This window comes from Nonomuraea sp. 3N208, from assembly GCF_052245935.1.
GTDB lineage: Bacteria > Actinomycetota > Actinomycetes > Streptosporangiales > Streptosporangiaceae > Nonomuraea.
In genome coordinates, this window is sequence record NZ_JBQQBR010000008.1 from 70,293 (window position 1) to 94,738 (window position 24,446).

27 protein-coding genes and 1 pseudogene are annotated in these 24,446 nt (G+C 69.8%); 15 read left to right on the plus strand and 13 right to left on the minus strand.

Annotated elements, in window-relative coordinates; translation table 11 throughout:
* Positions 1–44 precede the first annotated feature (44 nt).
* On the plus strand, positions 45–1,061 hold the full coding sequence (locus ACTWPT_RS13885) for an ROK family transcriptional regulator (RefSeq protein WP_443177752.1): 1,017 nt from the start codon (positions 45–47) through the stop codon (positions 1,059–1,061).
* A gap of 134 nt (positions 1,062–1,195) precedes the next feature.
* On the opposite strand, the gene ACTWPT_RS13890 is transcribed toward ACTWPT_RS13885, so the two are convergent.
* From ACTWPT_RS13890 to ACTWPT_RS13900, 3 genes and pseudogenes are all read right to left on the minus strand, one after another.
* Complete coding sequence (locus tag ACTWPT_RS13890; protein ID WP_443177753.1) at positions 1,196–2,329, minus strand: M20 family metallopeptidase; 1,134 nt, start codon at positions 2,327–2,329, stop codon at positions 1,196–1,198.
* Positions 2,330–2,348: 19 nt separating this feature from the next.
* A pseudogene (locus tag ACTWPT_RS13895) lies at positions 2,349–2,637 on the minus strand (AbgT family transporter).
* Between the two features lie 547 nt (positions 2,638–3,184).
* Positions 3,185–3,541: a TetR/AcrR family transcriptional regulator gene (locus ACTWPT_RS13900; protein ID WP_443177754.1), complete on the minus strand. Its 357-nt coding sequence runs from the start codon at positions 3,539–3,541 to the stop codon at positions 3,185–3,187.
* Between the two features lie 100 nt (positions 3,542–3,641).
* Here ACTWPT_RS13900 and ACTWPT_RS13905 point away from each other — a divergent pair, with 100 nt between their 5' ends.
* Positions 3,642–4,136 (plus strand): hypothetical protein, encoded by a 495-nt coding sequence (locus tag ACTWPT_RS13905; RefSeq protein WP_443177755.1) that lies wholly within the window; start codon positions 3,642–3,644, stop codon positions 4,134–4,136.
* Between the two features lie 127 nt (positions 4,137–4,263).
* On the opposite strand, the gene ACTWPT_RS13910 is transcribed toward ACTWPT_RS13905, so the two are convergent.
* Positions 4,264–4,716 carry a winged helix-turn-helix transcriptional regulator gene (locus tag ACTWPT_RS13910; protein ID WP_443177756.1) on the minus strand — a complete coding sequence of 151 codons (453 nt, stop codon included), beginning with the start codon at positions 4,714–4,716 and terminating at the stop codon, positions 4,264–4,266.
* Positions 4,717–4,806: 90 nt separating this feature from the next.
* Between ACTWPT_RS13910 and ACTWPT_RS13915 the strand changes: the two genes are divergently transcribed.
* Genes ACTWPT_RS13915 through ACTWPT_RS13925 form a run of 3 tightly spaced genes read left to right on the plus strand, consistent with a single transcriptional unit; the run spans position 4,807 to position 6,713 of the window.
* Entirely contained in the window at positions 4,807–5,400 is a 594-nt protein-coding gene (locus tag ACTWPT_RS13915; RefSeq protein ID WP_443177757.1) for a dihydrofolate reductase family protein, read from the plus strand.
* On the plus strand, positions 5,397–6,317 hold the full coding sequence (locus tag ACTWPT_RS13920) for an NAD-dependent epimerase/dehydratase family protein (RefSeq protein WP_443177758.1): 921 nt from the start codon (positions 5,397–5,399) through the stop codon (positions 6,315–6,317). Before ACTWPT_RS13915 ends, ACTWPT_RS13920 begins: the two co-directional genes overlap by 4 nt.
* A 12-nt stretch (positions 6,318–6,329) precedes the next feature.
* Positions 6,330–6,713, plus strand: a complete 384-nt coding sequence (locus tag ACTWPT_RS13925) for a PPOX class F420-dependent oxidoreductase (RefSeq protein WP_443177759.1) — start codon at positions 6,330–6,332, stop codon at positions 6,711–6,713.
* 67 nt (positions 6,714–6,780) lie between these two features.
* On the opposite strand, the gene ACTWPT_RS13930 is transcribed toward ACTWPT_RS13925, so the two are convergent.
* Positions 6,781–8,208, minus strand: a complete 1,428-nt coding sequence (locus tag ACTWPT_RS13930) for an ATP-binding protein (protein ID WP_443177760.1) — start codon at positions 8,206–8,208, stop codon at positions 6,781–6,783.
* Positions 8,205–9,854 carry an FAD-dependent oxidoreductase gene (locus ACTWPT_RS13935; RefSeq protein WP_443177761.1) on the minus strand — a complete coding sequence of 550 codons (1,650 nt, stop codon included), beginning with the start codon at positions 9,852–9,854 and terminating at the stop codon, positions 8,205–8,207. Before ACTWPT_RS13935 ends, ACTWPT_RS13930 begins: the two co-directional genes overlap by 4 nt.
* Before the next feature lie 84 nt (positions 9,855–9,938).
* Between ACTWPT_RS13935 and ACTWPT_RS13940 the strand changes: the two genes are divergently transcribed.
* Entirely contained in the window at positions 9,939–10,511 is a 573-nt protein-coding gene (locus ACTWPT_RS13940) for a TetR/AcrR family transcriptional regulator (protein WP_443177762.1), read from the plus strand.
* On the opposite strand, the gene ACTWPT_RS13945 is transcribed toward ACTWPT_RS13940, so the two are convergent.
* Genes ACTWPT_RS13945 through ACTWPT_RS13955 form a run of 3 tightly spaced genes read right to left on the minus strand, consistent with a single transcriptional unit; the run spans position 10,501 to position 12,352 of the window.
* A complete protein-coding gene (locus ACTWPT_RS13945; protein WP_327584601.1) occupies positions 10,501–11,262 on the minus strand; it encodes an SDR family oxidoreductase in 762 nt (253 codons plus the stop codon). The two genes, ACTWPT_RS13940 and ACTWPT_RS13945, sit on opposite strands and share 11 nt — an antisense overlap.
* 25 nt (positions 11,263–11,287) lie before the next feature.
* Entirely contained in the window at positions 11,288–12,133 is an 846-nt protein-coding gene (locus ACTWPT_RS13950; protein WP_443177763.1) for an RNA polymerase sigma-70 factor, read from the minus strand.
* An 18-nt stretch (positions 12,134–12,151) separates the two neighbouring features.
* Positions 12,152–12,352: a hypothetical protein gene (locus tag ACTWPT_RS13955; RefSeq protein WP_443177764.1), complete on the minus strand. Its 201-nt coding sequence runs from the start codon at positions 12,350–12,352 to the stop codon at positions 12,152–12,154.
* A gap of 156 nt (positions 12,353–12,508) precedes the next feature.
* Between ACTWPT_RS13955 and ACTWPT_RS13960 the strand changes: the two genes are divergently transcribed.
* On the plus strand, positions 12,509–13,183 hold the full coding sequence (locus ACTWPT_RS13960) for a ThuA domain-containing protein (RefSeq protein ID WP_443177765.1): 675 nt from the start codon (positions 12,509–12,511) through the stop codon (positions 13,181–13,183).
* Here the strand turns inward: ACTWPT_RS13960 and ACTWPT_RS13965 are convergent.
* Entirely contained in the window at positions 13,173–13,586 is a 414-nt protein-coding gene (locus ACTWPT_RS13965) for a TIGR03668 family PPOX class F420-dependent oxidoreductase (RefSeq protein WP_443177766.1), read from the minus strand. The genes ACTWPT_RS13960 and ACTWPT_RS13965 overlap by 11 nt on opposite strands.
* 73 nt (positions 13,587–13,659) lie before the next feature.
* On the opposite strand from ACTWPT_RS13965, the gene ACTWPT_RS13970 reads away from it, so the two are divergent.
* Positions 13,660–14,547 (plus strand): hypothetical protein, encoded by an 888-nt coding sequence (locus ACTWPT_RS13970; protein ID WP_443177767.1) that lies wholly within the window; start codon positions 13,660–13,662, stop codon positions 14,545–14,547.
* A gap of 37 nt (positions 14,548–14,584) precedes the next feature.
* Here the strand turns inward: ACTWPT_RS13970 and ACTWPT_RS13975 are convergent, their stop codons facing one another.
* Both ACTWPT_RS13975 and ACTWPT_RS13980 read right to left on the minus strand, forming a co-directional pair.
* A complete protein-coding gene (locus ACTWPT_RS13975) occupies positions 14,585–15,202 on the minus strand; it encodes a MerR family transcriptional regulator (RefSeq protein ID WP_443177768.1) in 618 nt (205 codons plus the stop codon).
* A 15-nt stretch (positions 15,203–15,217) separates the two neighbouring features.
* A complete protein-coding gene (locus ACTWPT_RS13980) occupies positions 15,218–16,066 on the minus strand; it encodes a LysR family transcriptional regulator (protein WP_443177769.1) in 849 nt (282 codons plus the stop codon).
* 138 nt (positions 16,067–16,204) lie between these two features.
* On the opposite strand from ACTWPT_RS13980, the gene ACTWPT_RS13985 reads away from it, so the two are divergent.
* Positions 16,205–17,278: a thiolase C-terminal domain-containing protein gene (locus ACTWPT_RS13985; RefSeq protein ID WP_443177770.1), complete on the plus strand. Its 1,074-nt coding sequence runs from the start codon at positions 16,205–16,207 to the stop codon at positions 17,276–17,278.
* Between the two features lie 4 nt (positions 17,279–17,282).
* Here the strand turns inward: ACTWPT_RS13985 and ACTWPT_RS13990 are convergent, their stop codons facing one another.
* Positions 17,283–18,293, minus strand: a complete 1,011-nt coding sequence (locus ACTWPT_RS13990; RefSeq protein ID WP_443177771.1) for an N-acetylglucosamine kinase — start codon at positions 18,291–18,293, stop codon at positions 17,283–17,285.
* 60 nt (positions 18,294–18,353) lie between these two features.
* Here ACTWPT_RS13990 and ACTWPT_RS13995 point away from each other — a divergent pair, with 60 nt between their 5' ends.
* From ACTWPT_RS13995 to ACTWPT_RS14020, 6 genes are all read left to right on the plus strand, one after another.
* Positions 18,354–19,223 carry a MurR/RpiR family transcriptional regulator gene (locus tag ACTWPT_RS13995; RefSeq protein ID WP_443177772.1) on the plus strand — a complete coding sequence of 290 codons (870 nt, stop codon included), beginning with the start codon at positions 18,354–18,356 and terminating at the stop codon, positions 19,221–19,223.
* Complete coding sequence (locus tag ACTWPT_RS14000; protein WP_443177773.1) at positions 19,220–19,966, plus strand: sugar isomerase domain-containing protein; 747 nt, start codon at positions 19,220–19,222, stop codon at positions 19,964–19,966. Before ACTWPT_RS13995 ends, ACTWPT_RS14000 begins: the two co-directional genes overlap by 4 nt.
* A gap of 83 nt (positions 19,967–20,049) precedes the next feature.
* A complete protein-coding gene (locus ACTWPT_RS14005) occupies positions 20,050–21,405 on the plus strand; it encodes a cellulose binding domain-containing protein (protein ID WP_443177774.1) in 1,356 nt (451 codons plus the stop codon).
* A gap of 56 nt (positions 21,406–21,461) precedes the next feature.
* A complete protein-coding gene (locus ACTWPT_RS14010; RefSeq protein ID WP_443177775.1) occupies positions 21,462–22,718 on the plus strand; it encodes an extracellular solute-binding protein in 1,257 nt (418 codons plus the stop codon).
* A complete protein-coding gene (locus tag ACTWPT_RS14015; RefSeq protein WP_443177776.1) occupies positions 22,719–23,603 on the plus strand; it encodes a carbohydrate ABC transporter permease in 885 nt (294 codons plus the stop codon).
* On the plus strand, positions 23,600–24,418 hold the full coding sequence (locus ACTWPT_RS14020) for a carbohydrate ABC transporter permease (protein WP_443177777.1): 819 nt from the start codon (positions 23,600–23,602) through the stop codon (positions 24,416–24,418). Before ACTWPT_RS14015 ends, ACTWPT_RS14020 begins: the two co-directional genes overlap by 4 nt.
* Positions 24,419–24,446: the final 28 nt, after the last annotated feature.

Here is a 24,446-nt window from a genome sequence, read left to right on the forward strand (position 1 = left end):
ATGGAAAGACGTTTTAGGCAGGGACCCTGATTATTATGAGGACCGTGAAGACCGCGACCCCGGCCATGGCCCGTGCCATCAACGACCGGCTGGCCCTCGACTTGCTGTTGGAGCGCGGACCTCTCACCGCTCCTCAGCTCCGCGCGTTGACGGGGCTGTCCAGGCCAACCGTGTCCGACCTGATCGAGCGGCTCAGGGAGGCGGGGCTCATCGAGGTCACAGGGGAGTACGGGGAGGATCGGCGCGGGCCGAACGCCCGGCTGTACGGGCTGGTCGCGGACCGCGCTCACGTCGCCGGCGTGGATGTGCGGCGCGCCGCCGTCCACGTCACGATCGCCGATATCACCGGGCAGGTCGTCGGCTCGGCCACCTGCAAGCTCGACGGTTCGCTGGAGACCCTGATCGAGGGTGTGATCCTGGAGGCCGCCGGGGGGCTGGCGCTGGACACGGTGGTGATCGGCGCGCCGGGCCTGGTGGATCCACGTGACGGCGATGTGATGTCGCAGACCGACGTGCCGGGGTGGCGGCGGGGCGTGGTGGGGTCGGTTCGTCAGCGACTGGGCGTGCCCGTGGTCCTGGAGAACGAGGTGAACCTCGCCGCCATCGCCGAGCTGCGAATCGGTGCGGCGCGGGGGAGCGACGACTTCGTGCTGCTCTGGCTGGACGACGGTGTGGGGGCGGCCGTGGTGCTTGGCGGGCGCCTGCGCCGCGGGGTCTCCGGTGGGGCGGGGGAGATCGGATTCTTGGAAGTGGACGGCGCGCGGTACTGCTACCAACTGGAGGCCGGCGTCGTCCGCGGGCTCGGGCGAGCGGAACTGGCCGAGCGGATCGCCAAGGGTGCATTCGCCTTCGTCGCGCTTCTGGACCCGGGGCTCATCGTGCTCGGCGGCAAGACGTTGCACGAGGGTGGCGACGAGCTGGCCATGTTGGTGTCCGAACGCGTACATGAGCGGTCACCGGCACAGACGGAGATCCGCGTGAGCACGGTCACGGGCAACGCCGTCCTCCAGGGCGCCGTCCTCACGGCCCTGGACCTGACCCGCGACCGCGTCTTCGGCTGATGATTTGTCCGCGTCTTGGGCAGGCCGGCCCTCGGTCCGCGACCGCGTCTTCGGCCGGCCACCCGTCCGCCTGCGTCCCGTGTGCCGCCTGGCCGCCGTGAGGGGATGTCAGGCGAGCGCGGCGTCAGGGGGTGTCAGGCCAGGGCGGTGAGCAAGCCGATCGTCAGTGCTGTGCGTTCCGGGATCTGGTCGAGGAGGACGTGTTCGTGGCGGGCGTGCGCCCCGTCGCCCACCGCCCCCATCCCGTCCAGGATCGCCCGCTCCAGCGCTGAGATGAAGTTGCCGTCGCTGGCGCCGCCCACCGACGCCTCGTCCAGCAGCCACCCGAACTCCGCCGCCACCTCCTGCGCCTCCTTGAGCAGCCGCTGCGAGGCGGGATTGGGGATCATGGGTGGCCGGTTCCATTCGCCGGTCACGGAGATCGTGATGCGCGGATCGGAGGCGCGTAGGCCGGCGAGCACGTCGTCGATCCGCCCCATCTCCGACGGCTCGGCCACCCGTACGTCCACGCCGCAGCTGGCGTGCCCGGCCGCCACGTTCCGCCCGGTGCCGCCGCTGATCAGGCCGACGTTCACGGTGGTGCCGCGCTCCCGGGAGGCGGCCCCGGCCAGGGTGGTGACGATCTCGGCGAGCGCGTGAATGGCGCTCGCCCCCGCGTACGGGTCCAGCCCCGCGTGCGCCTCCACCCCGGTCACGCGTACGTTGAACAGCCCAACCCCCTTCCGGGCCGTCTTGAGCGCCCCGTCCAGCGACGCCTCGAACACCAGGCTCGCCAGCACGTCCGAGCTGGCCGCCTCGATGTGCTCGCGCGAGGCCGGGCTGCCGATCTCCTCGTCCCCGTTGAACAGGAACCGCACGCTCGGATGCGGCAGCTCCAGCTCCCGTAGCCCGCGCAGCGCCCAGATCGACTGCACCAGCCCCGTCTTCATGTCGAACACGCCGGGCCCCGTGACCTTGCCTTCCACCACCGCGAACGGCCATCCGGCCAGCGTTCCCGTGGGCCAGACCGTGTCGTAGTGGCTCAGCATGAGCACGGTCCCCGGCGCGGTGCCCTGATAGGTCAGTTCCAGGACGTCGCCGTACTGGCCGCAGTCGTGCAGGACCTCCTCGTCCGGCATCCCGAGCAGATCGACGGCTCGGGCGCGGATCGAGCGCAGCCCCTTGACCAGCATGGCCTTGTCATAGCTGTGGGTTTCCAGCTCCACCACGGCCTTGAGATCGTCGAGCATGGCCGGGAGTGCCTGCCTGGTCCAGTCAGTGATCAACACGGGAATCCTTCCGGGGGAACTAGGCAACGGGCGCCCCAGGCCCGAGCGGGATGCCGAGCCACCAGAACACGAGGAACGGCAACGTCCAGTCGACGAGCAAGGTGCAGGCGATGGGGATGGTCATGGAGGCCGGCGTGCCGATCCCGGCCTCGCGGCGGTAGCGCTTCAGGAAGCAGCATCGGCACGAACACCGGGCCCACCAACGCCCACTGCGCCGACCCGCTGGTCACCACCAGGTTGATCAAGGTCACGACGAGGAGGATGCCCGGGAAGACCACCGGCCCGCCTCCTTTCGAGGTTACGGTCATCCATTACATGGGCTCGTGACCGCTCCTGACAAGTCGGATCCGTCCGGCAACTCACCGTGAACCGCTTCAAGACCTCGGCACGGCGACGGCTTCGAAAGCCTGCACTGGCTGGGGAGTAAGCCTTCGGTAACGCCACGCGCCCATCACGCCGCACATGGGCGCGGGCCAGTCGAGGTCGTCGGCACCAGGTCGTCGGCACCAGGTCGTCGGCACCGTGCCCAACTGCAGCGCGAATGTCCTCACGGACAGAGGAGGCCCCCTGATGAATGCAGGGTATGCCGGTCGCTAGATCGCGGGAATGGATCTGCATCGCATGCGTAGCGTGCTGGCGTTCATGAGCGTGGATGGCCGCCGGTTGTTGACCAAATGCACTGACAACAGCCCGCAGGGGTTGCGGCGGCTGCTGGCGCGGGCGGGGATGAGCCCGCAGGTGGTCTTCGGAGGTCACTTACGGTTGGTGCTTGGCGGCCGATGTGCTGGAACAGGCAGGGGCCGAGGTGCACCTGGCTCACCCACTAGGGGGTATCTCGCACAGCGATCTAGCTGTCTATTTCTCATGGATCGCTGTGGCGTTGGCGGCCCGCCAGTTCGCGGCCTGCCGTACTGATTCCGGGGGCGGGCCCCAGCCGGCTTCGGCAAGCAGCACGAGCAGTTCCTCCTTGGAGCGGACATAGCGGTAGAGGGCGTTGGCGGTGATGCCGAGACATCCGGCGATCTTGGGCATCGACAGTCCGGCGAAGCCTTCGGTGTCGGCGACCTCGATCGCGACCTCGACGATCCGTTCCACGCTGTGGGCCGGTTTGGGGCCGCGTCGTCGCGTGCCCTTGTTGGGTCCAGCCGGGTTGAGTCCCCACGCCAGTGCGATGCCAGGCGGCAGGTCCGCCTGTCCCTTGTCGTCAGCCACAGGGCATCGTCCTATCGACACAGAAACTGTTCATGCCTTACACTAATTTATATTGATCACTACGGGGAGGCTACAAGTGAGTGGCTCAGAAAGCGCGGGGATGGTGCTGAACCGCCTACTCAGACCCGAACAGACGCCGGTGACCCAGGCGGAGCGGCAGGCGGCGGACGGCTGGATCGACCGCGCGAAGTTCGGCGGGCAGATCACCGGTGCACAGGCGGGGGAGCGGTGCGCGCGGCCGGCCACCGCGAGGACGTGGAAGGTGGCGGTGATGCGTCGCAGAGTTGGTCTGGTTGCGGTTGTGGTTGTTGGAGGGCTGCTTGGAGGCGCCGGGTGTACAGCGCAGGAGCCGTCGTTGCGGGAGCGGCTCGTTCAGGACATGAGGTCGGACCCTGCATATAAGGAGTACTCCGACAAGCAGGTGGAGTGTATGGCTGACGTGGAAATCAAGTACGCCACTCCCGAGGCACTCGAGCAGATCCTCCAAGGCAAGACGCCTGCTGGGAGCGGCTGGAAAGAAGGCGTCGACGGCAAGGCGCTCAGCAACGCCTTCGCCGCCTGTGAGGGGTCCCTTGCGCCTTCACCGACTGAGTGACGACTCCGAGGGCCGGCGGGCTGGGGCATCATGCCATCTTGACGGCAGTCGCACCGTCGCCGGGGCGCGCCCGACCCCGAAGATATGGCCAGGTCGCCTTGCCGGGGAGCTGTGGAGCCAGTCTCGATCACGCGGCTGCGCCAGGGCCCGGCAGCAGGTCGACGTCGCCAGCGTGCATCGTCTCGCCGCAGTGGGCGCAGCGCAGGTCGACGCTGCTGATCTCGCCGCATGCGTGGTGGCGGTAGAGCGCTGGTGGCCCGGACTCGCCGGCGAGCCACCTGTCTCCCCAGCTGGTCATGACCATGAGCAGGTCGACCAGCTCGGCGCCCTTGGCCGTCAGGACGTACTCGTAGCGTGGCCGCCTGTCGTAGGGGTGGCGTTCGAGCACGCCCTGGTCGACGAGGTGGTTGAGGCGCTCGGTCAGCACCTTGCGCGAGATTCCGAGGTCGGCCTGGAGCTGGTCGAACCGACTCATGCCGGCCCACACGTCGCGCAGGATCAGCGGCGACCAGGGCTCTCCGATCACGTCGAGGGTGCGCGCGATGGAGCAGGCCATCTCCCCGAACTTCGTGCGTTGCATGAAAACAGTCTAGCAATTGGGGTTCCTTTACGGAACTCGGAGTGTTACGGTCGTGGCGTCTCTTGAAGGAACTCTGAAAGGATCACGCAGATGAGTAAGGTCATCAGCGCCCACGCGGTGTCGGTTGACGGGTACATCACCGGGCGCGACCCGGGCGCTGGGCGAGGGCTGGGGGACGGGGCGATGCTGTTCGACTGGTACTTCGACGGCAACACACCCAGCCAGGTGTTCGACGGATTCAAGCTGAGCGAGCCCAGCGCGCGGGTCTTCGACGCTCTCGCCGGACGCGTGGGCACGGTTGTGGCGGGGCGCAACACCTATGAGGACTCCGAGCATTTCGGAGGCGGCAGCCCGCACCCGACGGCCCGGCTGTTCGTCCTGAGCCACCGGCCCGCGCCCGAGATCAGCGAGCGGCAGACCCTCATCACCACCGGCATCGAGGACGCCATCGCCGCAGCCCGCGAGGCCGCCGGCGACAAGGACATCGGCCTGATGGGCGGCGGCGTCGCGACCGAGGCCTTGAAGGCGGGGCTCGTCGACGAGGTGATCCTTCACCAGGTGCCGATCCTGCTCGGCGGCGGCCGCCCCTTCTTCCAGGCGCTGCCCGAGCACGTGCACCTGCGTCTGGTGGAGGCCGTCCCGGCGCCCGGCGTGACCCACCTCCACTACGAGGTGGCGCGATGATCCTCGTCACCGGAGGGCTGGGCATGATCGGCGCCCACACCGCCCGCGCGCTCGTCGACCTCGGACACGAGGTCGTCGTCACCACGCATCGCCGGACCGAGGTCCCGTCGTTCCTCGCCAGCCGGGTCACCGTGGAGGCTCTCGACGTGACCGACCGGGACGCCTTCCTGGCCCTCGCCGGTCGCCACGACATCAGCGACATCGTCCACCTCGCCGGCAGCATTCCCGACAAAGACCCGGTCGGCTTCTTCCGCACGGAGACGATCGGCCTGCTCAACGCGTTGGAGGCTGCCCGTGCCTGGGGCGTGCGCAGGTTCGCCGTGGCCGGCAGCCTCGGTGTCTACATCGGCCGGAGCGAGAGTCGCTGGCACGAGGAGCTCGCGCTGCCCGCCGCGCCGCTGCCACATCTGATCGTCGCCTTCAAGAAGGCGGTCGAGCCGCTGACCACGCACGGCCTGCAGGGCAGCGGCGTCCAGCCGGTCATGCTCCGGATCGGGAGCATCTGGGGACCGCTGATGGACCCGGAATCACCGTTCAACCCCATCCCGCCGTACATCAACGCCGTGCTCCGCAGTGAGCAGCCGCGACCGTTGTACGCCGACGACGGCGGCGACAGCTGCTACGCACCCGACGCCGGGCGCGCGATCGCCCTCCTGATGACCGCGGAAACCCTGCGGCACAACACCTACAACGTCTCCAGCGGCCGACCGGCCACCAACCGCGAGCTCGCCGACGCCCTGCAGGCGATCACCCCCGGCCTGCGGCTCGACCTGCTGCCCGGACGGCAGAACGGCCCCGGCGACGACCCCTACCTCGACATCACCCGGCTCACCCACGACACCGGCTTCACTCCGGCCTTCGACGTCGCCGCGGCAGTCGCCGACTACGTCGCCTGGCGCGCCGACAACCCCCGCTGAAGGAGTACACCCATGCTTGACCCCGACGTGCGCCGCGTACTGGATGGCACTTCGATCGCGCACCTCGCCACCGTCCTGCCGGACGGCTCGCCCCACACCGCTCCCGTCTACGTCGGCGCCCACGGCGACCGAATCGTCTTCTTCACCGGTCCGGGCATGCGCAAAGCACGCAACCTGCGCCGCGACCCTCGGATGGCGCTGTCCATCGCGCCCGTTGACAACCCGTTCGAGCCCGTTGTCGTCCGTGGGCGGGTCGTCTCATGGCTCGAGGGCGACGCGGCGTGGGAGATCATCGACCAGCTGGCCACGAAGTACACCGGTGCGCCCTACCCCCGAGGGCAAGAGCGCGTCGTGGCCGTGATCGAGCCCGAGCGGCAGACCGTCGGCGTCGGCTGAGCAGCCGCGAGTCCATCCCGAGAAGAGCTTGCCCGCCGCCGAGCCACATCGGGATGGCTGCCCCGGCTCAGGCGGTCGGGGTGGGTTCCCTCAGCGGCAGGCGTACCTCGAACCAGGTGTCGCCGGGCACCGAGCGGACCTTGATCTCGCCGCCGTGCCGGCCGGCCACGATCCGGTAGGAGATGTCGAGGCCGAGGCCCGTGCCCTCACCCACGCTCTTGGTGGTGAAGAACGGCTCGAAGATCCGGTCCTTGATCGCGTCGGGCACGCCGGGGCCGGTGTCGCCGATCTCGACGATCGCCTCGTCCTCGTCGTGCGCGGTGCGGATGGTCAGCGTGCCGGTGTCGCCCATCGCGTCGAGCGCGTTGTGGATGAGGTTCGTCCAGACCTGGTTGAGCTCGCCGCCGTAGCAGGGGATCGCCGGCAACGTGCGGTCGTAGTCGGTGACCACGCTGATGCCCGGCGCGATCTTGCCCCGGAAGATCGCGACCGTGCTGTCGAGCAGGTCGTGCACGTCCAGCTCCTGGAACGGGGCGCGGTCCATCTGGGAGTACTGCTTGGCCGAGCGGATCAGCGAGGTGATGCGCTCGGTCGCCTCGGTCACCTCGCTCAGCATCTGCGAGATCTCGATCGCCTCGGCCAGCCAGCGCACCGCCGCCGGGGCGTGCTGCTCGCCCACCTTGGCGCGGATCTTCTCCAGGTCCTTGCCGGAGAAGCTGGCGTTGACCAGCGCGGGCGCCAAGTCCCACGCGTCCTCCACGCCCAGCTCGTCCAGCGCCTCGCCCAGCTCGTCCTCGGCGTCGGAGATTGCCAGCGGCGAGCGCGGCGGCAGGGTGCCCAGCTTGCTCGTGCACGCCTCCTGCGCCTCGATGAGCGTGCGCAGCTTCTCCGGCGGGATGCCGTCCTCGGCCAGCTGGGCGAGATGGAGACGGGTGGCCTTGATCAGCGAACGCAGCTCGCCGACCGCCCGCACCGCGGCCGCGGCCGGGTTGTTCAGCTCGTGCGTGAGCCCCGCGGTGATCGTGCCGAGCGCGGTCAGCCGCTGCCGCCGGTCGATCATCTCCCGCTGCATGCGGCCGCCCGACAGCAGGCCGTCGAGCAGGTGCATGGCCATCGGGAACCACTCGGCCACGATGTAGGCGAACTTCTTGGCCGGCAGCAGGAAGATCCGCGACGGCGCGGTCGCGCGCAGCGTGTGCTGGTAGGTCTGCGGCGCCCGGTCGCCGAGGTAGGCGGAGGTGGCGCCGCCGTACACGCCGGGCTGGGACGCGCGGGGCATCGCGACGGTGCCGGCGCTCACCGTCTCGTTGAGCATCTGCACCTCGCCCTCGATCAGGACCGCGAAGCACTCGGCCGGCTCGCCCTGGCAGACGATGTCCTCGCCCGCCTGGAACGTCTTCACCTGGCCGCTGCTGGCCAGCTTGGTGAGCTGCTCGTCGGTAAGCCGCTCGAAAAGGAAGAGCTTGCGCAGTTCGTCAATGTCGATGATGCTCACTGCTTCTCCAGGTAACGATGCACGAGCGCGACGGCCATCGCGCCTTCTCCGACGGCGGAGGCCACCCTCTTGATCGATTCCGCGCGCACGTCGCCCGCGGCCAGCACTCCCGGCACGTTGGTCTCCAGGTAGTACGGCTCGCGCCGCAACGGCCAGTTACGCGGCCGCTTCCCACCCTGGACCAGGTCGGGGCCCGTCAGGACGAACCCCTTCGCGTCCCGCTCGATCGTCTCGCCCAGCCACGACGTGTACGGCTCCGCGCCGATGAACACGAACAGCCACTGGGCGTCGACCGTACGCTCCTCGCCTTTGGTCGACAGCGTCAGCCGTTCCAGATGACCCGTGCCGCCACCGCCGACGACCTCCGTCTGGAGGTGCACTTCGACGTTGGGGAGCGCGGCGATCTGCTCGATGAGGTAGTGAGACATGGACTTCTCCAAACCATCACTCCTCACCAACAAGTGGACCTTGCTCGCGAATCCCGCCAGGTAGACGGCCGCCTGCCCGGCCGAGTTGGCCGCGCCGACGATGTGCACCTCGGTGTCCTTGCACGCCGGCGCCTCGGTCAGCGCCGCGCCGTAGAAGACGCCCCGCCCGACGAACTCGTCCAGTCCCGGCGCCTCCAGGCGGCGGTAGGTGACGCCGGTCGCCAGGATCACCGCGTGCGCCGCGATCTCCCCGCCGTCCTTGAACCCGATCACGCGTGCCTGCCCGCGCGGCTCCAGCATGGTCACCTTGCGTGCCGTCAGCAGCTCGGCCCCGAACTTCAGCGCCTGCCTGCGCGCCCGGTCGGCCAGCTGCTGGCCGGAGACCCCGTCGGGGAAGCCCAGGTAGTTCTCGATCCTGGAGCTCTGGCCCGCCTGGCCGCCGGACGAGTAGGCCTCGACCAGCACGGTATTGAGCCCCTCAGAGGCGCCGTAGACGGCCGCGCCCAGCCCGGCCGGGCCGCCGCCCACCACGATCAGGTCGTAGAAGTCGGTGGCCGGGGTCGTCGACAGGCCCACCGCCATGGCCAGCGTGGCCTGGTCGGGCGACTCAAGCGTGGTGCCGTCGGCCGTCACGACCAGCGGCAGGTGGCAGTTCTCGCCCGCCGCCTTCACCAGCTGCTCACCCTCCGGGTCCTCGGCCAGCATCCACTGGTACGGCACGTGGTTGCGGGCCAGGAAGTCGCGCACCTTGTAGGACTGCGCCGACCACCGGTCGCCCACCACCCGCAGCTCCGACCGTTCGATCCGGTCGGTACGCAGCCACGCGTCCAGCTGCCCGTCGATCACCGGATAGAACTTCTCCTCCGGCGGATCCCACGGCTTCAGCAAATAATGGTCCAAATCCACCACATTGATCGCCTGGATCGCCGCGTCCGTGTCGGCATAGGCGGTCAGCAGCACGCGTCGCGCGTACGGATACATATCCATGGCGGCCTCGAGAAACTGCACCCCGTTCATCTGCGGCATGCGGTAGTCGGCCAGGATGGCCGCCACGTCGTCGCCGCGCAGCCGCATCTCCCTGACCGCCTCGATGCCGTCCCTGGCCGTCTCAGCGCGAACAATCCGGTATTCCTGGCCATAGCGGCGTCTCAGGTCACGGGCGACCGCCCGCGAGACGCCCGGGTCGTCGTCCACCGTCACGATGACCGGCTTGTCCATGCCCCTACCTTCTCCCAGTGGTCCCTATCTGGAAGCATGTCATGCGTCGCCAAGTGGGTGAGTACTCGCTCATATCATGACCGGATGAGCACCCGGGATCGTATCCTCGACGCCGCCGAGCAGGCCCTGCGCGACTACGGCGTCGTAGGTGCGACGACGAAGCGGATCGCGCGCCAGGCCGGCTGCTCCGAGGCCCTGCTCTACAAACACTTCCCCGGCAAGGAGACGCTGCTCCTCGCGGTGCTGCTGGAGCGGCAGCCCACGCTCGCCCATGCCCTGACCCGGCTGCGGCTGAGCGTGGGCCAGGGCCATCTGGCCGCCGGCCTCACCGACTTCACGGTCGCGGCCGTGGAGTTCTACACCAAGGCGGCGGGCATCGCCTCGGGCGTGCTGGCCGACCCGCCGCTCATGGCGGGCTTCAAGAACATGCTGGCCAAGACCGGCGGGGGCCCGCACATTCCGGTCCTGGCCCTGGCCGAGATCATCAAGGCCGAGCAGCGCGGCGGCAGGATCGACGCCGACATGGACGCGCAGGCGGCCGCCGCCATGCTGATGGGCGCCTGCTTCCACCGGGCGAACCTGTCCCATTTCGTGGACCTGCCCGACGACACCAGGACCTGGGCGGCCGGTGTCGTCGCCATCCTCCTCAGGCGATGACGCGGCTCTCGCCGCCGTCCACCAGCATCGAGATCCCGTTCACGTACGAGGCCCGCTCGCTGGCCAGGAACGCCACCACGTCACCCACCTCCTCCGCGCGCCCGATGCGGCCGACCGGCACCGCCTTGCCCCGCTCGGCCAGCACCTCCTCGCCCCCGGACAGCTCACGCAGCCGCTCGGTGTCGATGGGCCCCGGCATCACGTTGTTGACCAGCACGCCGTCGCCGGCGACCTCTCTGGCCAGAGTGCGCACGACGCCGGCCACGGCCGACCGGGTGGCGTTGGACAGCGCCAGGCCGTCCAGCGCCTCGCGGGCCGACCGGCTGGTGATCGTCACGATCCGGCCCCAGCCACGCGAGCGCATCTCGGGCAGCACCGCGTGGATCAGCCGTACGGTGCCGAGCAGGTTGCGCTGCACGGCGACGTCCCAGTCCGCCAGGGTCGTCTCGTCGAAACGCCCGGCCGGCGGGCCGCCCGCGTTGGCCACGAGGATGTCCACCGGGCCGAGCACGCCACGCGTCTCCTCGACCACCCGCCGCGCGGCGGCCGGATCCTCCACGTCCGCCAGGATCGCGTGCACGACCTTGCCGAACTCCTGCAGTTCCACCACCGCGTCCGCGAGCCGCTCCGGGTTGCGGGCGGTGACGCACACGTCGCACCCTTCCCGCGCCAGGCTCTTGGCCGCGGCCAATCCGATGCCCGCGCTGCCTCCGGTGACGAGGGCGACCTTGCCCGAGATGCCGAGATCCATAGGGGCGACTATAGAGTGACCGGGCTCAGCCGAGGTGCACGTGGCCCAGCTTGTCCGGGTTTCGCACCACGTAGATCCCCCTGATCCGGCCCTCGTGAATGTCGATCATGGTGAGCTGCTGGTCGCCCGCGACATGCGTCCAGATCGCCTGCTGGCCGTTGACGTCCAGCAGCCGCGTGTCCGAGAAGTCGTAACGCGACAGCAGCCCGCCCAGGAACGCCAGCACCTTCTGCCTGCCGATGATCGGCCGCAGCGCCGCCCTGACCTTGCCGCCGCCGTCGTTCCAGTTCACGACGTCTTCGTGGAACAACTCGGTGAGCGCGGCCAGGTCGCCGCCCGCCGCCGCGTCCATGAACTTCATCAGCAGCTTGGAGTGGTCCTCCGACGACGGCTGGAACTTGTCGCGCCCCTCGGTCACCCGCGCGGATGCCCGGTGGTGCATCTGCCTGGCGTTGGCCACCGACGTGCCGACGATCTCCGCGATCTGGTCGTACGGCAGCTCGAACGCCTCCCGCAACACGAACACCGCCCGCTCCGGCGGCGTGAGCCGCTCCATCATGTGCAGGGTCGCGAACGAGACGGTGTCGCGCAGCTCGGCCGTGTCCAGCGGCCCCGCCTCTGACGTCAGCACCGGCTCGGGCAACCAGGGCCCGGTGTACGCCTCCCGCTTCACCCTGGCCGAGCGCAACTGGTCGAGCGCCAGCCGCGAGACCACGGTCACCAGGAAGGCCCGCGGCTCCCTGATCTGACTCTGATCGGTGCCCTCCCAGCGCAGCCACGCCTCCTGTACGACGTCTTCGGCGTCCCACATGCTGCCGAGCAGGCGGTAGGCGAGCCCGAGCAACAGCGGGCGGTACTCCTCGAAGTCCACGGCAGAAATCATGCCCCCTCACCGAAGAAGGAGGCGTACCGGGGACGCCAATCGAGCCGCAGCCGTGCCCGGCAGCCAGTCGGCCATCGTGATCGGCGTGTCGTCCACGACGTCCAGCGCCCCGGTGACGTCCCGGCCGAGCGCGGCCACCACGGCGGTGGCGGCGTCGTGCACGTGGGTGAACGACAACACCGACCCGCCGTCGCCCACGATCAGCATGGGCGATGAACCTGGCGCGCGGGGCGTCGCACTCGACCGGGAAGCGACCGTGCGCGCGATGCGACGACCAGGCCGTCACCCGGAGACCGGGACACCTGCGCCGGATGTGACAGCTCATGGCTGGAAATGCCGCGTTAACCATGATGAGCTGGGCAAGTGGCGAGAAATCTGATCCTGTCAGGAGGCCTGTTCCACGACTTCGCCGCCACGTCGGCCGCGCTCGCGCAGGTGCTCGCCGAGGTGGGGGTCGAGTCCGAGATCACCGAGGACATCGCGGGCGCGCTCAGCGAACCGTCGGAGGTCCAGCTCATCACCGTCAACGCGCTGCGCTGGCAGATGACCCAGGACCGGTTCGCCGACCTGCGCGGCGAGTGGCGCTTCGGCTTACCGGCCGAAGCCCGCACGACACTCCTCGACCACCTGGACCGGGGTGGCGGGCTGCTGTGCATGCACTCGGCGTCGATCTGCTTCGACGACTGGCAGGGCTGGCCGCGGGTGCTGGGCGGCTGCTGGACCTGGCCCAAGTCCCACCACCCGCCGCTGGGGTGGACAGGCGTGCGCGTGCACGGCAAGCACCCGGTGGTGGACGGCCTGCGCGACTTCGACGTGGTGGACGAGGTCTACAGCGACCTGGACATCCTGCCGGACGTCGAGCCGCTGGCCTCGTCCAACGGGCAGCCGCTGATCTGGGCGCGGCCGGTCCGGCGGGGCCGGGTGCTCTACGACGCGCTCGGCCACGACACCAGGTCGTACGACAACGAGGTCCACCGGACGCTGCTCCAGCGAGCCGCGCTCTGGCTGCTCAAGCGGCCGGTCACGATCAGGGAGTAGCGGACCACCCGGTCCAGCGGGTCACGGTCACGACGATCACCGGGCCTGCGGGGCGGCGCTCGCGATACTGGGGATATTTGGCCGCCAGCGCGTCGAGCGCCGCCTCACGCTCGGTCCCGCCCTCCACCACGCGGGCCAGGCCGTCGGCCCGCACCCACCACAACTGCGCCCAATCGTCCTCATAGTGATCGACCAGCAGGCTGACCTGGGGATTCTCCCGGATGTTGCGAAGCCTGCGGAGGTTCGCGGTGGTCTTGGGCTTGTGGTCGACCGCGGTGACCACCGTCTCGGCGACCACGGCGAACACGACCGGCGCCAGGTGCGGCGCCCCGCTGCCGCCCACGGTGCCGAGCCGGGCCACGCGTGCCTTGGCGAATCTCGCGCGGGCCATACCTTCGTCCACCCAGTCAGTATGTCCGGGCCAGATGTCCGGAACCTACAAGACTGCGCTTGAGCGCTCTGGGCACGATGGCCCCATGAACGTAAACCTTTCGGCGATCCCCGGCTTCATGGCCACCCATGCCCGCGTGCTCGACCGCCGCCGCTATGACCTGATCATGGGCGACGGCGACCCGGCCGCTGTGCTGGCGGCCCTGGAGGCCTACCGCAATCCCGACGGCGGATACGGGTGGGGCCTGGAGTCCGACCTGCGTTCCCCAGAGAGCCAGCCAGGCGCGGCGCTGCACGCCTTCGGGGTGTTCGAGGACGTCGCGCCGGAGACCTCCCCGCGGGCCGCAGAGCTGTGCGACTACCTGGACACGATCACGCTGCCCGACGGCGGCCTGCCGTTCGCCCTGCCGGTCACCGTCTCCCACGGCACCGCCCCCTGGTGGGCCGGCGCCGACACGGCTGCCTCGTCGCTGCAGATCACCGCCGTGTCCGCGGCCGCCGCCCACCGCGTCGCCGCCCACGATCCCGCCGTCGCCGCACACCCCTGGCTGGAGAAGGCCACGCAGTACTGCTTCGACGCCATCCAGGAGCTGGAGGGGCGGCCGCACGCGTATGTGTTGTCGTTCGCCGTGCATTTCCTCGACGCCGTGTACGACACCCAGCCGCGGGCCGCCGACCTGCTCAAGAGGCTCGGCGCCTACATCCCGGACGACGGGCGGGTGCCGGTCGAGGGCGGCACCGCGGACGAGGCGCTGCGGCCACTGGACTTCGCGCCGCTCCCCGGCCGGCCGGTCCGCGACCTGTTCGATGCCGAGGTGATCGCGACCGACCTCATGCGGCTGGCCGGCGGCCAGCAGGACGACGGCGGGTGGACCGTGGACTACGCGCGGATCTCGCCTGCCGGGTCGCTCGACTGGCGCGGCGCGATCACCGTGTACGCCGTCCAGACCCTGCGGGCGAACAGCGTCATTTGAGGCGGCGTCATTGGCGCCTGCGTCATTTGGGCCTGCGTCATGTGAGGCGGCGGCCGGACTCGGACTCCTGGGCCATGCGGCGCAGCGCGTCGAACGCCTTGCCGTACAGGACCGAGCCCAGCACCATGGCCTCCACGGCGGCGTCGCGCGGCCCGTGGAACGGGATGGTGTCCATCTCGACCTCGGACACCAGCTTCTGCACCGCCTCCACGTACGGACCCAGGTTGACGGGCACGTTGAGCTGGCGCATCCTGATCAGCGTCTGGGCCAGCTCGTCCCGGGTCGGGGCCTCGGGCTGCACGCTCCAGCCCAGGTCGGCGATGAGGCGGTCGACCTCGGCGCGAGCGGCCTGCCATTCCTCGCCAGGCTCCGGCTCGACGGTGGGGCCGAGCGCGTAGTGCGCGGTGCCGAGCATCTCGTGCATGGGCAGCGACTCGTCGTCGACGGCGGCGATGATCTGCTTGATCGAGGCCACCGGGAGCTTGCCCACCTCGAGCAGCGCCCGGATCAGGCGGAGCCGGCGAAGATGCGACTCGTCGTACTCGGCCCGGGTCGCGGCTATCTGCTCGCCCTGGTGCAGCAGGTTCTCGCGCAGGTAGTACTTGATCGTGGGGAGGGCCACCCCGGACCGGGCGCTGAGTTCGGAGATGCGCATCGCTAGATAATAGCGCTATCCAGCGCGCGCCACATGGCGGGCGGCGCTGACCAGCTCCGGCACGTCGGCCTGGCGGTTCCAGAGGAAGACTACCTCCAGCGGAGGGACGTCCTCCTTGATCGGGACGAAGGCCAGGGTCTCCGGCACCGGCGTGCCCTCGTGGACGCTGAGCGTATAGCCCGCGCCCCGCTCCACCATGGTGATGGCCAGATCGTGCGTGGCCGCCGCCGGGCCGAGCCGGGGGTGGAGCCGGTGGCGTACGAAGCCCTCCAGGAAACGGCGAGCGCCCGCCACCGCGTCGGACTCCGGCATGACCAGCGGCTCCGAGGTCAGATCTGCCAGCGACACCGCCTCGGAGGCCGACAAGGGGTGATCGCGGTGGACCAGCGCGCGTACGGGGAACCGGTGGATGAGCATCCTGGCCACGCCCCTCGGCAGCGAGCCGGGCGCGTAACCCAGCCCGGCCTGCAGGGTGCCGTCCACGATGGAGACGATCTGCTCGGCCGTGCCCATGGGCACCACCCGCAGCCGCAGGTGCTGGAGCTGGGAGAGCAACCGGGCGGCCACGTCGGCCAGCCCGTCCGCCACGCCCAGGCGCGAGGTGGCGCCCTTGCTCCTCGCCGCGGCCACGGCCCGCTCGAAGGCGTCGACCGCGACGGTGGCCTGGGCCAGGAACACCTCGCCTGCCTCGGTGAGCTGCACCCCGCTGGAGGAGCGGCTGAACAGCTCGACTCCGATCTCTTTCTCCAGTGCCTTCAACTGCTCGGACAGCGTGGGCTGGGCGATGTGCAGCGCAGCGGCGGCCCGGCGGAGGCTGCCGGCCCGTGCAATCGCCATGGCGTATCTGACGTAGCGTAAGTCCATCGCTCACCTCGGGGTGATGATGATGTGCTATCGGGGAATCGGACCTCCGTATTACAAGACGAGACAGTTCCCGTGAAGACGCATTGTCACCCTGGCAGGCCAACCTAGCAAACGCTTGCCTGTGTTAGCGTGTGGCGCATGCAGGCCTTCGCCGGGCGGGCGGCCGTGGCTGGGATCGGGATGACGGCGCTGACCAGGCAATCCGGGCGCACCGAGCTGGAGCTCGCGGTCGAGGCGTGCCGGGCGGCCTGCGCCGACGCCGGCATCGGCCCGCGCGACGTGGACGCGGTGCTCAGCTATCACATGAACGATTCCGCGCCCGTCGTCCAGGTCGCCAGGGCCCTGGGGATCGAGCGCCTCGGCTGGCACAACGACCTCGCCGGAGGCGGCACACAGGCGGCGTCGATCCTGGGTGACGCGGCGATGCTCGTGCATGCGGGCTTGGCCCGAAATATCTTGATATTTCGGGCGCTCAACGGCCGCTCAGGCAAACGGATGAACACGGTGTCCACCGGCCCTCAGGAGGGTTTCACGTACGGCCTGGCGGGCCCCATCCCGCTGTTCGCCCTGGCCGCAACCCGCTATCTGCACGACACAGGGCTGACCGAGGAGCATCTGCACGCCGTCGTCGCCCAGTCCAGGGACAACGCCAAGGCCAACCCCCGGGCGCTGCGCCGCGAGCCGTTGGAGCTCGCCGACTACCTCGCCCGGCCGTACGTCTGCACCCCGCTGCGCACGGTCGACTGCTGTCAGGAGACCGACGGGGCCTGCGCGCTCGTCGTCAGCCGGGTGCTCGACGGGCCGCGCGTCCAGGCGGTGGTACGGGGCGGAGGGCCCGGTTGTTCCTCGATGGACCGCTCGCCCGACGTGAGCGCGATCTTCTCCGCGCACGTCGCGCCCATGCTCTGGGAGGCGTCCGGCATGCGGCCGTCCGATGTGGACGTGGCGTTGCCGTATGACGCCTACTCCTGGCTGGTGCCCCGGCAGCTGGAGGACTTCGGGCTGGTCGAGCGCGCGGACCTGGGGGCGTACCTGCTGGAGCGCCGCCACGCGTGGGTCAACCCGCACGGCGGCCTGCTCTCGGAGGGCTACGTGCACGGCCTGAACAACGTGGCCCAGGCCGTGCGGGAGCTGCGGACGGGGGAGCGCGAGGTCGCGCTGGTGACGGGCTTCGGCGGCAGTTTCGGGAGCGCCGCACTGCTCGCGCGGTGAGAGATCACGCCGGTTCCGTCGCCGGCGGGTGCGACGAATGAGATCGGGCTGGTCCGTGACCGGTGGGCGCGACGAAGCGGTGATGGGCGCGTGCCGCCTCCTCCGCGCCCAGCAGCGGGGCCGCCGCGAGCCAGGCCGCCGCCCCCGCCGGGTCGCCCGCGATCGCGACCGTCTCGCCCGTCAGCAGTTCCGTCACCGATCGCCGCACCGGCGCGCTGCCCGTCAGCACACTTCCGGCCAGCACAATGGGCAGGCCGGGCTCGTGCACCTCGGCGGCGGTCCGCGCCAGGCGCGAAGCGGCCTCGGCGACGATCGACCCGGCGGCCGGGTCACCCGCCTCGGCGGCCTGGGTGACAAGGGGCGCCAGCTCGGCCAGCGCGAGCGGCGGCGCCGCGTGCACGGCCGCGGCCAGCTCCTCGACCGCGTCCTCGCCCGCCCGTCGCGGCAACAGGCGATGGACGACGAGCGCCACGAGCTTGCCGTGCTCGGCGGGGGCGGCGGCGTGGCCTGCGGCGCTCAGGGCCCGGATGGTCGTGCGGGCGGCGGCGTGGCCGATCCAGAAGGCCGAGCCCTCGTCCCCGAGCAGCCAGCCGTACCCGTCGGCGGTCGCCGTCCGCTCATGGTTGGTAATTTTTGCCGCGATGGCCCCGGTCCCCGCGATCAGCACGGTGCCCGACGGCGCGGCCATGCCGGCGGCGAAGGCGGTGACGACGTCCCCCACCACCCGCACCGGCGGGCCCTCGGGAAGGAGTCGTCGAAAGACCTGCTCGGCCAGCGCCCGGCACCGGCCAGGATGCCCGGCGAGCCCGACTACCACGCTTTCGACCTGCGGTAAGAGAGCCCTCGGTACGGCCCCGTCGACGGCGGCGGTCAGGTTGGCGCAGGCGCGGTCCATGCCGAGCGTCACCGGATTGGCCCCGGCCGCCCGACCCCTCCCCACCGGCTCCCCGTCCACGGTGAACAGCCCGGCCCGAGAGGACGTTCCGCCGGCGTCAACGCCCAGGGCGAGGTGCATGTCAAAAATTATTGCCCATTTGCCTTGACGGCACTAGATCCTGAGCATAATTTTCGCCATGTGGAACTTCTGAACCGCATCGAGGCCGAGCAGCAGGACATGCCCGAGGCGCTGCGCAAGGTGGCCGAGTCGATCCTGGCCGCCCCCGCGGAGGCGGCCCGCCTGACCATCGTCGACCTGGCCGAGCGGAGCAGGACGTCCACGGCCACCATCACCCGCTTCTGCCGCGCCCTCGGCTTCGCCGGATACGCCGAGCTGCGCGTGGCCATCGCCACCGAGACCGGCCGCAAGGCCCAGCAGACCTGGCAGACCGACATCGGCCAGGAGATCCTCCCCGACGACAGCCTCGACAAGGTGCTCGGCGTCGTGTCCGGCAACGACATCCGCCTGATCCAGGAGACCGCCGACCAGCTCGACCTGGCCGTGGTCGAGAAGGTGGCGCAGGCGGTGGCCAGGGCCGGGCGGGTGCTGTTGTTCGGGGTGTCGAGCAGCGCCGCCGTGGCCAGCGAGATGGAATATCGGCTGCAGCGGATGCGGGTGCCGACCTGGAGCAGGTCCGACGCCCACAGCGCGCTCACCGACGCGGCGCTGCTGGGCCAGGGCGACGTGGCGATCGGAATCTCGCACAGCGGCCGGACGCGCGAGGTCATCGAGGTGCTCGCGGAGGCAAGCAGCCACGGCGCGATCACCGTCGCGGTGACCTCGCAGCCCCGCTCCCCGCTGGCCGAGGTGGCGGAGCTGGTGCTGACGACGGCCAGCCGCGCGACGAGCTTCCGGTCGGAGGGGTTCGCCGCGATCCACTCGCAGCTGCTCGTGCTCGACGTGGTGTACGTGTCCGTCGCGCAACGCACGTACGAGCGCACCAAGCAGGCGTTCGACGTCACTGTCCGGGCGGTCGCCGGACACCGACTACCAGAAGGAGATCTATGACGATAGAACCGGCAGAATTCGTTCGTCACGTCGCCGACCTCGTCCGGACCATCCCCGATGACCCGGAGATCGAGCGGGCCGCCGATCTCTTCACCAAGGCGCTGACCGGAGGCGGCGTCATCCAGGCGTTCGGCTCCGGCCACTCCGAGGCGGTCGCGATGGAGATCGCCGGTCGCGCCGGCGGCCTCGTCCCGACCAACAGGCTCGCGCTCAGGGACATCGTCCTCTACGGCGATGCCCCCCGCTCCGAGCTCGACCGCTACGACCTCGAACGCGATCCCTCCGTCGCCCGCGCCATCCTCGACCTCGCCCCCGTCGAGCGGGGCGATCTGTTCGTCATCATCTCCAACTCGGGCGTCAATGGCGTGGTCGTCGAGCTCGCCACGCTCGTCAAGGAGCGCGGTCACGACCTGATCGCGATCACCTCGCGAGCCCACAGCGAAGCCGTCCCGTCCCGCCACCCCTCGGGCCGCAAGCTCGCCGACCTGGCCGACGTCGTCCTGGACAATCGCGCTCCCTACGGCGACGCCGTCCTGTCCTTGCCTGCCGGAGGCGCCACCGGAGCCGTCTCCACGATCACCTCCGCCCTGCTGGCCCAGCTCGTCGTGGCCCAGACGGTACGCAACCTGCTCGAAGCAGGCGAGACGCCGCCGGTCTACCTCTCGGCCAACGTCCCCGAGGGCGACGCCCACAACCTCAAGCTGGAGGCGCTTTACGCCGGCCGCATCCGGCGCGGCGCCTGACCCCAGACCCCACACCCACCGCCACGAGCTCTGTTCCGCATGCACGAAATTCGGGGGCCGCACAACCAAGGAGAACCCCAATCATGACCCGAAATTTCGGAAAAGTGCTGCTCTCCCTAGCCATCCCTCTCGTCCTCGTCGTCGTGGCCCTCGTCGCCCCGGCCAACGCCCAGCAGTCGGTACGCCTCGAATACCGCACCAGCGCCCCAGGAGCCACCACCGCCCAGGCCGAGCCCTGGTTCCGGCTCATCAACACCGGAACCACCACGATCCCGCTCAACCAGGTCAAGATCCGCTATTACCTGACCGGCACGGAGACCTACCGCTTCGCCTGCTCCTGGGCGGTGGTGAGCTGCTCGACCGTGACCGGCCAGTTCGTCCGCCAGGCAGGCGCCGACCAGTACCTGGAGGTCGGCTTCACCTCAGGCAGTCTGGCCCCCGGCGCCGACACCAGCGACATGCAGCTGCGCTTCTACCGCGCCGACTGGCAGACGTTCACGCAGAGCGACGACTACTCCTACGGCCCCAACACCGCCTACACGACCTGGGACAAGGTCACGGTCTACGTCAACGGCGAGCTGGCCTGGGGCAAGCCGACCGGCACGGAGCCGACCCCGACCGTCACGCCCACAGTCACCCCGACGGGCTCGGGCGGTGTGCTGTTCGACGACTTCACGTACTCAGGCTCCAACGATCCGCTCCTCGCCCAGCGCGGCTGGACGGTCCGCGCCAGCTCGGGAGGCCCCGGCGTGCCCGGCGCCACCTGGTCGCCCGCGGGCGTCTCGTTCCCCGGCGGCCTGCTGACGCTCGACTCCTCCACGAACGGCACCGCCTCCGGCACCGTCCAGACCGAGCTGTCCACCGCGAACCGCAAGTTCTTCGAAGGCACCTATGCGGCCCGCGTCCGCTTCAGTGACGCGCCGACCAGCGGCCCCGACGGCGAGCACGTGGTGCAGACGTTCTTCACCATCACCCCGCTGCGCTTCAACCTGGATCCGGACTACGGCGAGCTCGACTTCGAGTACCTGCCCAACGGCGGCTGGGGCGAGCCGTCCAACATCCTGTACGCCACCAGCTGGGAGACCTACCAGGGCGACCCCTGGCAGGCGGTCAACACGCACACCGAGGAGCGGACCAGCTTCGCCGGCTGGCACGACCTCGTGATCCAGGTCTCCGGAGGCCGGATCAAGTACTACGTGGACGGCCGCCTGTTCGCCGACCACGGCGACATCTACTACCCCGAGACGCCCATGTGGATCATGTTCAACCAATGGTTCATCGACCTGCAGGGCGCGACCGGGACCCGGACGTACCGGCAGCAGGTCGACTGGCTCTACTACAGCAAGAACGAGGTCGTCTCGCCCGCCGACGTGCAGAGCCGCGTCGCCTCCCTGCGCGCCTCCGGCACCGCCTTCAGGGACACCGTCCCGAACCCGTGAGCAAGCCCCGCGCCCGCCCGAGCGCGGGCGCGGCACCCCCCATCAGAAGGATCGCCATGAAGAACCGCATCCTGGCCCTGGCGGCCGTGTTCGCGCTCGCCGCGTGCGGCACCGCCGCCGAGGAGCCCAAGGCGGCCACACCCGGCACCCCTGCCAAGCTGACCGTCTGGATCATGGACGGCAGCGTCACGCAGGAGCTGCTGAAGAAGTTCGAGACCGAGTACGAGGCCGCGCACAAGGGCGTGGACCTCGACATCCAGATCCAGCCGTGGGACGGCATCGGCGAACGCGTCACCGCGGCCCTGGCCAGCACCGACGCCCCCGACGTGATCGAGGTGGGCAACACCCAGGTCGCCCAGTACTCCGCCAGCGGCGGCGTCACCGACCTGACCGCCAAGGTGCCGGACCTCAAGGGCGAGGACTGGCTGCCGGGCCTGGCCCAGCCCGGCAACATCGACGGCAAGCAGTACGGAATCCCCTGGTACGCCGCCAACCGTGTGGTCGTCTACAACAAGGACCTCTTCGCCGCGGCCGGCATCAAGGAGCCGCCGAAGACCCGCGACGAGTGGCTGGAGATCACCGCCAAGCTCAACAAGGGCGGCAACCAGGGCATCTACCTGACCGGCCAGACGTGGTACGCCCTGGCCGGCTTCGTCTGGGACGAGGGCGGCGACCTGGCCGTCCAGGAGGGCGGCAAGTGGACGGGCGCCCTCGACACCCCGCAGGCCCTGGCCGGCATGGACTACTACAAGCGCCTCCAGGCCCTCGGCAAGGGCCCCAAGGACGCCGACGAGGCCAGCCCGCCGCAGCACGAGGTGTTCGCGCAGGGCAAGGTCGCCCAGATCATCGCCGTCCCCGGCATCGCCGCCCGCGTCCTGGAAGTGGACCAGAAGCTGAAGGGCAAGATGGGCTTCTTCCCCATCCCGGGCAAGTCGGCCGACAAACCGGGCGCGGTCTTCACCGGCGGCTCCGACCTCATCGTCCCAGCCGCGTCCCGACGCCAGGAGGAGGCGTACGAACTGGTCAAGGCCCTGACGGGCGAGCAGTTCCAGACCGAGCTGGCCAAGGCCATGGCCTTCGTGCCCAACCGCACCTCGCTGGCGGGCGTGCTGTCCGGCGACGAGGGCACCGCCGCCATGGCGGTGGGCGCCGCCAACGGCCGCGCCACCCCGAACACGCCCAACTGGGCGGCCGTCGAGGCCACCTCCGTGATCAAGCAGTACATGACCGCCGTGCTCACCGGCGCCGACCCCGCGACGGAGGCGAAGAAGGTCTCGCAGTCCATCACCACGACGCTGAACAGCGGATCCTGAATGCCGACCAGGAGCCGCTCGCTCTGGCCCTACCTGCTCATCGCGCCCACGGTGGCAGGCGGGGCCTTCCTCCTGCTCTATCCGCTGCTCAAGGCGGCGGTGATCTCGTTCCAGCACTTCCGCATGGGCGAGCTGATCAGGGGCGGCGCCGCGTTCGCCGGCCTGGACAACTACGCCGAGCTGCTCGCCGGCGAGGAGTTCTGGCAGGTGATGTGGCGCACCATCATGTGGACCGCGATCAACGTGGTGCTCATCGTGGTCCTGTCCACGGGCGTCGCCCTCATGCTCGTCCGCCTGCGCCGCGGCCTGCGTTTGGCCCTGATGAGCGCCCTCGCCATGGCCTGGGCCACTCCGATCATCGCGGCCACCACGGTCTTCCAATGGCTGTTCCAGTCGGAGCTCGGGGTGGTCAACTGGCTGCTGGTCACGCTGGGGTTCGACGCGTTCCGTGGCTACACATGGTTCGCGAACGGCACGGCCACGTTCGCCGTGCTCGTGATCCTCGTGGTGTGGCAGTCGGTGCCGTTCGCCGCGCTCACCCTCTACGCCGGACTTACCACGATCCCAGCGGAGCTGTACGAGTCCGCCAGGATCGACGGCGGCACCGGATGGCAGGTGTTCTGGAAGGTCACCCTGCCGATACTCAGGCAGCTGTTCGCCCTGATCATCTCGCTGGAGGTCATCTGGGTGGCCAAGTGCTTCCCGCAGATCTGGGTGCTCAGCCAGGGCGGCCCGGACGGCGCCACCACCACACTCCCGGTGTACGCATTCAAGATCGCCCGCGTGCTGCACCGGTACGACCTGGGCTCGGCGGTCGCGTTGCTCACGGTCGTCGTGCTCGCCGTCGCCCTGGTCAGCAACCTGCGAAGGATGGTCCGCCAGTGAAGAGGCTGATGCTCAACGCCGCCGCGGTGGCCGTGCTGATCACGACGATCTTCCCGGTCTACTGGATGTTCCTGACCGCGTTCAAGCCGACCAGGGACATCCAGGCGGCCACGCCGACGTTCTGGCCGGCGGACCCGACGCTGGAGCACTTCGTGACGGCGGTGAACGCGCCGGGGTTCTGGACCTACTGGCGCAACAGTCTCGTCGTCACCGTGGTCGCGGTGCTGGTCGCTCTGGTAGTGGCGCTGCTGGCGGCGTTCGCGGTCGCCAGGATGCGGTGGCGGGGGAGAGGGGCGTTCGTGATCGCGGTGTTCGCGGCGCAGATGGCGCCGTGGGAGGCGCTGCTGGTGCCGGTGTTCATCATCGCCAGGGACACTGAGCTGCTGGACTCGCTGGCCATGCTGACCGGGGTCTACTTCATGATCACGCTGCCGTTCACGATCGTGACGTTACGCGGGTTCCTGGCCGCCATCCCGTTGGAGCTGGAGGAGGCGGCGCAGGTGGATGGGTGCAGCCGGATGGTGGCCTTCCGGCGGGTGGTGTTCCCGCTGCTGGCACCGGGGCTGATGGCGACGTCGCTGTTCGGGTTCATCACGGCGTGGAACGAGTTCGCGTTCGTGAACGTGCTGATCATCAAGGATCAGGAGAAGCGGACGCTGCCGGTGTGGCTGTCGTCGTTCAGCGACGTGTTCGGCACGGACTGGGGCGCCACGATGGCCGCCGCCAGCCTGTTCGCCCTGCCCGCGCTGCTGCTCTTCCTGTTCCTGCAGCGGCGCGTGGGCACCGGGATGACGGCGGGTGCCGTCAAGGGCTGAAATCGGCTGAAATGCTGATAGGGCCGCC